We start from the raw sequence: 7,655 nt of genomic DNA on the forward strand, positions 1-7,655 counted from the left end.
CTCATTGCTCAGGCCTTGCGGGTAAGTGGTAACGCAAGCCGGCGGTGGCCGGTGGCATCGGCCACGGCGTTACCCAGCGCCGCCGCCATCGGGCCTTGGACGATTTCGGCAGCGCCAAGGAACGGCTGGCCAGGCTGATCGATCATGTGTACTTCCACGTGCTTGGGAAGCTGCGGGAAACGCAGGATCGGGTAGCCGCTCCAGTCGTAGCTGCGCACCCCGCCGGCGTCATGACTGACCGCCTCGTAAAGCGTCCAACTGCTCGACTGGACGATACCGCCTTCGACCTGATTGCGAAGGCCATCGGGGTTGACGATCTGACCCACGTCCACTGCGGTGACCACCCGCTGGATCTCGATGTCGCCAGTTTGCGGATGCACCTGGATTTCCACGGCCACCGCACAGTAACCCATGATGTTCTTGTAACGGGCGAAGCCCAGGCCGATGCCGCTTCCCGGAGCCGGTGAGCGGCGTGGCCAACCGAACTCGTCCCGGGCCCGCTCAATGACTGCTCGGGCCCTTGGGTCGGTGAGGTGCTCAAGACGGAATTCGACGGCATCCACACCCGCCTGATCCGCCAACTCGTCCAGGCAGGCCTCGATGGCGAAGACATTTATGTGCGCGCCCAGCGAGCGCATCGCCGAGGTCCGGAACGGCATCTGGGTGATGAAGTTCATGTCGATGCTAGACGCACCGGTTTCGTAAAGCGGGATCGCGTTGCGGTCGCCATCCCCCTCGGGCTGGGCAATCGGAACGGAGGGCATCGAGGTGAACGGGCGGGCGATCATCCGCGCCGGCACCAGGCGTCCGGCGTTGGTGATGCGCTCGTTGTGCGGGGTGGTCCACAGCTCGTACTTCCAGTCGTTGATCCGCCCGTCACTGCCCAGGCTGGCTTGCAGCTCGGTAAGCATGGCCGAGCTGTAGGGTTCCCAGAGGTTTTCCTGTTCGCGCATCCATTGAACTCGCACGGGTACACCTGGCAGGCGCACGGCGATCAGAGCAGCATCGGCCGCGGCGTCATCGGCGCCATTGTGTCCGTAGCATCCCGAGCCTTCGGCGTGGATGCAGCGTACGGCGGCTGGCGGCAGGCCGACCATTTCGGCGATGCCTGCACGCAGCGGGAACACTCCCTGGGTGTGGGTCCAGACCGTCAGCATGCCGTCTTTGAACCAAGCTATCGAACAGGATGGGCCGATGGAACCGTGCATCAGGTACTGCTTGGTGACCCGCGCCCGGTACGTCTTGCCGCTCGAAGGCGCTGGGGTCCCCTCATGCTTGATGGGATAGCGCTTGGACTGCAACTTGGGCAGCAACTGGTGAATCACGGCTTGGTCCGGGATCACGTCGCCACCGGCCCACGTCGCGGCCTCGTAGCCGGCGCGCATGGCTTTGACCGCTTGCCACTCATCTTTGGCTACCACCGCGAGGTAATTGCCGTCCCGGATCACCTTGACCACACCCGGCAGGCGTTCGATGGCGGGCATATCAAAGCCGGTGAGCTGGCTGCCCGGGCGCGGCGGTCTGATCACGCGGGCATGGAGCATGCCCGGCAAGCGCATGTCCTGTACGAACGCTGCGGCGCCAGTGACCTTTGCAGGGATGTCGAGCCGCTGCACCGCATGGCCGATAAGCTTGAACTGTTCAGGTGAAATGTCAGGTGACTTGGCCTGGGCGTACTGATGGAGGTCCACCCCAGCCACGGCGTCGGCATATCTCATGCGCGCCCCGGACGGTGCGGTAATCATCGCATCACCAGTTTTCAGCGAGGCGACGTCCAAGCCCCAGTGTCGAGCGGCAGACTCCATGAGCATTTGGCGAACCTGCGCAGCCGCGTTGAATAGCGCCGTGCCGCTGTCGAAAATCGTATGGCTGCCAGCCGTGTAGCCTTCGTTAGGGGTCAGGGCGGTATCCGCCGTGAGGAAGTTGACCGCAGCCGGCGCAACGTCCAGCCGCTCCGCTGCGATCTGCAGCAGCGCAGTCTTCACCCCGGTACCCAGCTCCACCTTGCCGGTGTACACCGTGATGCCTTCAGCCCCTACCTTGATCCAGGCGTCGAGATAGGGGTTGGTGCGCAGGCTGCCCGGCAGGTCGGGGGCGAGCACGACGGTACCGAGCGTGTCCACCTCGGTATCGGCCAGCGCCTTGCGGGCTACCGGCATCAGTGTGAAGGCCATCAGCAGGCTGCTGCCTTGAAGGAAGGCGCGACGACTGAATTCGCTGTTAGCCATGGAGACCACCGTTTTCAATGACGCGTGTAATGGCTTCGATAATCCGCAGGTGGGTACCGCAGCGGCACAGATTCGTCGCCATGTGGGTGCGAAGCGTAGCCTGGTCGGGCCGAGGGTTTTTCTCCAGCAAGGCCTGGGCGCGCATGATCATCCCGGCGATGCAGTAACCGCACTGGGCAGCCTGGGTATCAATGAACGCCTGCTGCAAGGGGCCGGGGTGCTCGGCCGTGCCCAAGCTCTCGACCGTGCGCACCTTGCGACCTTCCAGCCCCGCGCAAGGGGTCACGCAGGAAAACACCGGCTTGTCGTCGACGATGACGGTGCAGGCGCCGCACTGGCCCAGTCCGCAACCGTACTTGGCGCCGTTGAGCTCCAGCTGGTTCCGCAGGGCATAGAGCAACGGCATGTCCGGGTCGATATCCAGGCTGTGTACCTGGCCGTTTACGTTGAGATTCACCTTGCTCATGGGGTCTCCTGGCGCAGTGCCTGAATGGTTGCATCAACATCAGGCCACGGTTTGTCCGGGCTCGCCTGATGGCGGATGAACTCGGCCAGGGCGGTGAGCTGCTGGTCGTTCAGGCTCGCGGCGAACGGCGGCATGGCTGGGCCCGGTTCGCCGGGCGTGGGCGCGATGCCTTCCAACACTGTCTTGATGAAGTTGCGTGGTTTATCGGCCTGGACTGCTGACGTGGTGGTCAGTGCCGGTCTGCCGTCGATGGCGCGCATGGGCGCCGCGCCGCCGTGGCAACCGGCACAGGCGCCTTGGAACAGATCATGGCCCAGACGGGCCGACTCAGCGGTTAGCGCGGTGCTGGCGCCGATAGGGCTCGGCTTGGCATCGCTCGCGGGCAGGCTCAGCAAGTATTCCGCGATGGCATCGACATCGGTCTGTGGCAGGCGGGCGAGCTCCTGACTGACCGGGCGCATTGGACCGGCCGGCGTGCCATGGTTGTCTACAACCTTGGCCTGCAGGTACTCCACCAGTTGTGTTTGCGACCAAGGCTTCTCGCGACTCGCCAGACCCAGCAAGGAGGGTGCTTCCCACCCATCGACCACGCCACCGGAAAGTGCTTTGGTGTCTTTTTCAGCGCCGAGGAAGTTCAGGGGTGTATGGCAACCCCCGCAGTGGCCTGCGCCTTCGACCAGGTACCGTCCACGGTTCCACTGTTGCGATTGCTGCGCTGCCGGCTCGAACGGCGCCGTGTGCAGGAACATCAAGTTCCAGCCCGAGACCAGCGGGCGAATGTTCATGGGGAACTTCATGCGATTGGGTGTCGCCGGCTCGTATGCAGGCGGGCCACTCATCAGATACGCATAGGCATCGGCCAGGTCGTCGTCGCTGAGCAGGCGGTAGTGCTTGTACGGGAAGGCCGGGTAGAGAAAATGACCGTCTCTGGAGATGCCCTCGCGCATGGCACGTACAAATGCTTCGAACGGCCACTGGCCAATGCCGGTCGTGGCGTCCGGGGTGATGTTGGTGCTGTAGAGCGTGCCGAACGGCGTCACCAGTGGCAGGCCACCTGCGAGGTACTTGCCACCCGGGCGCGTATGACACACAGCACAATCGCCGGCTGTCACCACGTCGGCGCCTCGAGCGATTTGGGCCGTATCGAATTCCACAGGCTTATCGATCGGGTCGATCGCAGGTCGCCACATCAGCCCGAACGCTACAGCAAGTCCTCCTGCGCCGAGCGCAACAGCTGCAGATACCCAAAGCTTTTTACGTGACATTAATACCCACCTCGCTCTTGGCTAAGAGCGCCGACTGACGCCCTAAGCTACAGGGGCTTGAGATGGCGGACGCCAATCGAGCCGAACTCATCGAAGATCTCCTCATCTTCAACCTCGGCTTATTGGGTGCCGATTAGTTGAAGGCGTGAGCCTAAAGGAGCACGACTTACAGGGGTATAGGTACCTCACGCAACGAAGCTTTGCTCATCACGCAACGCTGCCAGTTTTGCGCAACTTGCATAACTTCGTTGCTGGAAGTTCGTATTCTCATGACTGTCCCTCACGCATAGGCTTGCTCCTGAACTTTCTCAACCCATTCGGAGATGTCGCCATGTCAGCGAGCAGCCCTGATGTAATTGCTTCACCGTCGGTGCATGCCGATACAGTCCCGACACTATCTAAAGCGTTGGTCATCTTTCTCGCGTTTTGCTGTGGCGCCGTAGTCGCCAACCTCTACTACGCACAGCCCATCGTTGAGCTTATTGCCCCAAGCATTGGCCTTTCGCCTGAACATGCCAGCCTGATCGTTTCGCTGACCCAGTTCGGCTATGCCGCTGGACTGCTGTTCTTGGTTCCACTGGCCGACCTGATGGAAAACAAGCGTCTGGTGATCGGCTTCACCCTGGTGGTAGGCGCATTCCTCGCAGCAGCAGGTTTCGCTGATTCGCCGTCGCTGTTCCTGATTGCCTCTCTGATGATCGGGCTTACTTCTGTCGCTGTGCAGATCCTGGTGCCGCTGGCCGCCCACATGGCGCCTGAGAGCAGTCGAGGCCGCGTGGTGGGCAACATCATGAGTGGTCTGTTGCTCGGAATCCTGCTGGCTCGCCCTGTTTCAAGCCTGGTGTCGGAGTATGTGGGCTGGAGGGGCGTGTTCTTCAGTGCCGCCGTGCTGATGGTCGTTATCGCGGCCCTGGTAGCGGCACTACTGCCTAAGCGCGTTCCGAATCATCACACTACCTACGCCCGCTTGATTGGTTCCGTCTTCGGCCTGGCTAAGCAATATGCTGTGCTTCGTGAGCGTTCTCTGTATCAGGGGTTACTGTTTGCAAGCTTCAGCTTCTTCTGGACTGTCGTACCGATCGAGTTGATCCGTCACTACGGCTTTACCCAGAACGGTGTAGCGCTCTTCGCTCTTGTGGGTGCCGTGGGCGCCATTGCAGCCCCGATCGCAGGCCGTCTGGCTGATGCAGGTCATGGTCACGTGAGTACACTGGTAGCCTTGGTTATGGCACCGGCTGCGTTGCTCATCGCCGGGATCCCTGGGCTGGGTTACCTAGGCTTGGTCGCTGCGGCGATCGCTCTGGATTTCGCCGTGCAAATGAACATGGTCCTTGGCCAGCGTGAAGTCTACGCCCTGGACCCCAACAGCCGTGCACGGCTGAACGCAGTGTTCATGACCAGCATCTTTGTCGGTGGTGCGTTGGGTTCGATGGTCGCGAGCCCACTCTACGAGAGCTTTGGCTGGGCGATTACCGCTTACGCTGCCGCAGCGATCCCCGCCTTGGCACTGGTGATTTTCTTCGCGAAGCACGTCGGTAAGCGTTGATCCGATCACATAGCTGAAAAAAAACCGCAATCACCTGGAGCATCAATGCACTAGGTGTCGCGGCCCAAAGGGAGGACGTATCGGATTGACCAGGCGGACCTTAAATTGGGGAAGAATCTGCCCAGTCAGGCTTGGAGCCCAGGATTCATCACTATCGATTCGAAACCGTGGGAGGGTCGACAAAGGATAGCGAAGAGAGATCACACCTCTGTCCTCCAAGTGCAACAAAAAGCCTTAAGTTGCCTCAACAATGCTAATGGCATCTGCAACACGATTCTTGAATTTAGGTGCTCCTGCGACAGCACGCCTGTCATATCTCGAAGCCAGGCAAGTGGCTATGATCCAGATTGCCTGCCCCGTTGACCGGTGGCGACAATGGCTTCCCCTCATGGATCATCAGCTGAGTCGAATACATGGATAAGTTTCTCGCGTTGAGCATGTTCGTAGAGACCGTGCGTTGTGGAGGATACTCTGCAGCAGCGCGAAAGCTAGGCGTGGCAACATCGTCTGTAGCACGGCAGGTCGCTGCTCTGGAGGCGGATCTTGGCACTACACTCATTACACGTAGCACACGCCAGAACAGCCCGACCGATCTCGGCCAGGCCTATTTCGATCACGCCATCACCATCCTCGACGCTCTCGCTGCAGCAGATAGCATGGTTACCGACAGGGGAAGTGAAGCGAAAGGCAAGCTGCGGATTAGCGTTCCAGTGGAATTTGGTCGGCGCCTGATTTCGCCGCACCTTGGGCGGTTTCTTGCTGCCCATCCTGAACTGGAAGTGAGCCTGAACCTTAGTGATGAAATGGTCGATCTGTACAAGGATCGGATAGATTTAACGGTCCGACTCGGCTCAACCGTTTCCAGCGAAGAGGTGATCTGCACTACGGTTGGTCATTTTCAGCGTTGGTTAGTGGCTAGCCCTGCCTACTTGGAACAGCATGGCGCCCCAACGCAACCTGGTGATTTATTGGATCACTCGTGCATGCGCTTCGATTACGGAGGCCCCATGAGGGACTGGCATTTTGAAGTCGAAGACGAGACGGTATCCGTGGCGGTACAAGGCCGAATGCAAAGCAATAATGCCGACATCCTCAGGCATGCGGCAGTCGCTGGGCAGGGCGTGGCGCTGTTAGCTGATTGGTTGGTTGCAGAGGATGTGCAGCATGGACGGCTCACCCGCTTGATGCCTGAGTATGAGGTGAATCCAACGTCCGTGAATTCCTCTATCAATATTATTTACCTGCCTATAAATCGCGAGTCCACCCGCATTCGGGTCTTCGCGCAATTCATGAAAGAGTTACTGAATATTGCATAGCAGCTTACGCAATGCTCTATTGCGTGACGCGGGACTTCTGCTGTCTTGAGTAACTCCTTACCCTTAAGGTGAATAAATCCTTCAGGGTATCGAGCATGAATACTTCACCAATATTAGCGTTTGACTTTCTCGATCCCTGGGGTTGGATTGGGGTGCGTCGGCTTGCAATGGCGATGAATCAGGCCGGAAAGGCTTTCGACGTTACGTTCCAACCGTGTCGGTCTTCGCTGAGCCGGATAGCAGCAGGGATGTCATACGCTGAATTCTTGGAGCGCCGCTTCGGCACACAAGCTCTGATTCATCAGTCTCTCGTGACGACCGAGATGCAAAAGCTGGGCATGGAGCCTGCTTTTAGCCAAATCCGCAGCGTTCCTGATACCCGTCCCGCCCTTGCTGCTGTGCTGTGGCTGCAGCGAAATGAGAGATCTGCCGAGGCATTCGTGCAACGAGTGTACGAGGCTCTGTATTGCTACGGTGAGAACATCGGTGATGATGCCGTTCTGGAAAAGCTACTGAGCCAGGAGGCAGTGGCTTTTAGCGACATTAAGTCCTTCCTGCTTAGTGACTTGTTTAGTAGAGAGCTTCAGGAAACCGAAACCTCAGTCGCAGGTTGGGCCGGGCGTGTGATTCCTTCCTTTCGCATTAACGGCACTGTTGTCTTCGGCGCGCAGACTCCAGGTGTTCTGGCACCTATGTTTGCCTAGCGAATCACTGGTTCCATTTTGGAAACAGAGAAATCGAAATTGCTGTAATTGTGCACTTGGTTAGGTCGAAACAGAATGGCACCCATACCGCAGACAACGCCACCGGCATAGCGCGGTGACCCATTTAAAA

The 7,655-nt window shown here is 59.4% G+C and carries 6 protein-coding genes; 3 read left to right on the plus strand and 3 right to left on the minus strand.

Translation table 11 applies throughout. The features are described 5' to 3' along the window. Positions 1-8: 8 nt before the first annotated feature. From M2S36_RS11485 to M2S36_RS11495, 3 genes are read right to left on the minus strand one after another with little or no spacing between them, the layout of a single operon-like run. Complete coding sequence (locus M2S36_RS11485) at positions 9-2,228, minus strand: xanthine dehydrogenase family protein molybdopterin-binding subunit (RefSeq protein ID WP_207832399.1); 2,220 nt, start codon at positions 2,226-2,228, stop codon at positions 9-11. Continuing rightward, positions 2,221-2,694 carry a (2Fe-2S)-binding protein gene (locus M2S36_RS11490; RefSeq protein ID WP_207832400.1) on the minus strand — a complete coding sequence of 158 codons (474 nt, stop codon included), beginning with the start codon at positions 2,692-2,694 and terminating at the stop codon, positions 2,221-2,223. The genes M2S36_RS11485 and M2S36_RS11490 overlap by 8 nt, the downstream gene beginning before the upstream one ends. Then, positions 2,691-3,959, minus strand: coding sequence for a c-type cytochrome (locus M2S36_RS11495; protein ID WP_207832402.1), 1,269 nt, complete (start codon positions 3,957-3,959; stop codon positions 2,691-2,693). Before M2S36_RS11495 ends, M2S36_RS11490 begins: the two co-directional genes overlap by 4 nt. 331 nt (positions 3,960-4,290) lie before the next feature. Here M2S36_RS11495 and M2S36_RS11500 point away from each other — a divergent pair, with 331 nt between their 5' ends. The 3 genes from M2S36_RS11500 to M2S36_RS11510 all read left to right on the plus strand — a co-directional run bounded on the left by M2S36_RS11500 (position 4,291) and on the right by M2S36_RS11510 (position 7,525). After that, positions 4,291-5,505, plus strand: a complete 1,215-nt coding sequence (locus M2S36_RS11500) for an MFS transporter (protein ID WP_207832404.1) — start codon at positions 4,291-4,293, stop codon at positions 5,503-5,505. A gap of 413 nt (positions 5,506-5,918) precedes the next feature. Further along, complete coding sequence (locus M2S36_RS11505; protein ID WP_207832406.1) at positions 5,919-6,821, plus strand: LysR family transcriptional regulator; 903 nt, start codon at positions 5,919-5,921, stop codon at positions 6,819-6,821. A 95-nt stretch (positions 6,822-6,916) separates the two neighbouring features. Next, entirely contained in the window at positions 6,917-7,525 is a 609-nt protein-coding gene (locus tag M2S36_RS11510; protein WP_207832408.1) for a DsbA family protein, read from the plus strand. The last annotated feature ends 130 nt before the right edge of the window (positions 7,526-7,655 follow it).

It is taken from the genome of Pseudomonas sp. SF2 (assembly GCF_036858055.1).
GTDB lineage: Bacteria > Pseudomonadota > Gammaproteobacteria > Pseudomonadales > Pseudomonadaceae > Aquipseudomonas.

What these genes read in the sequence shown, in the direction of transcription:
- M2S36_RS11495 (WP_207832402.1), bottom strand. Translation starts at nt 3,959, where the DNA reads ATGTCACGTAAAAAGCTTTGGGTATCTGCAGCTGTTGCGCTCGGCGCA.
- M2S36_RS11485 (WP_207832399.1), bottom strand. Translation starts at nt 2,228, where the DNA reads ATGGCTAACAGCGAATTCAGTCGTCGCGCCTTCCTTCAAGGCAGCAGC.
- M2S36_RS11500 (WP_207832404.1), top strand. Translation starts at nt 4,291, where the DNA reads ATGTCAGCGAGCAGCCCTGATGTAATTGCTTCACCGTCGGTGCATGCC.
- M2S36_RS11490 (WP_207832400.1), bottom strand. Translation starts at nt 2,694, where the DNA reads ATGAGCAAGGTGAATCTCAACGTAAACGGCCAGGTACACAGCCTGGAT.
- M2S36_RS11510 (WP_207832408.1), top strand. Translation starts at nt 6,917, where the DNA reads ATGAATACTTCACCAATATTAGCGTTTGACTTTCTCGATCCCTGGGGT.
- M2S36_RS11505 (WP_207832406.1), top strand. Translation starts at nt 5,919, where the DNA reads ATGGATAAGTTTCTCGCGTTGAGCATGTTCGTAGAGACCGTGCGTTGT.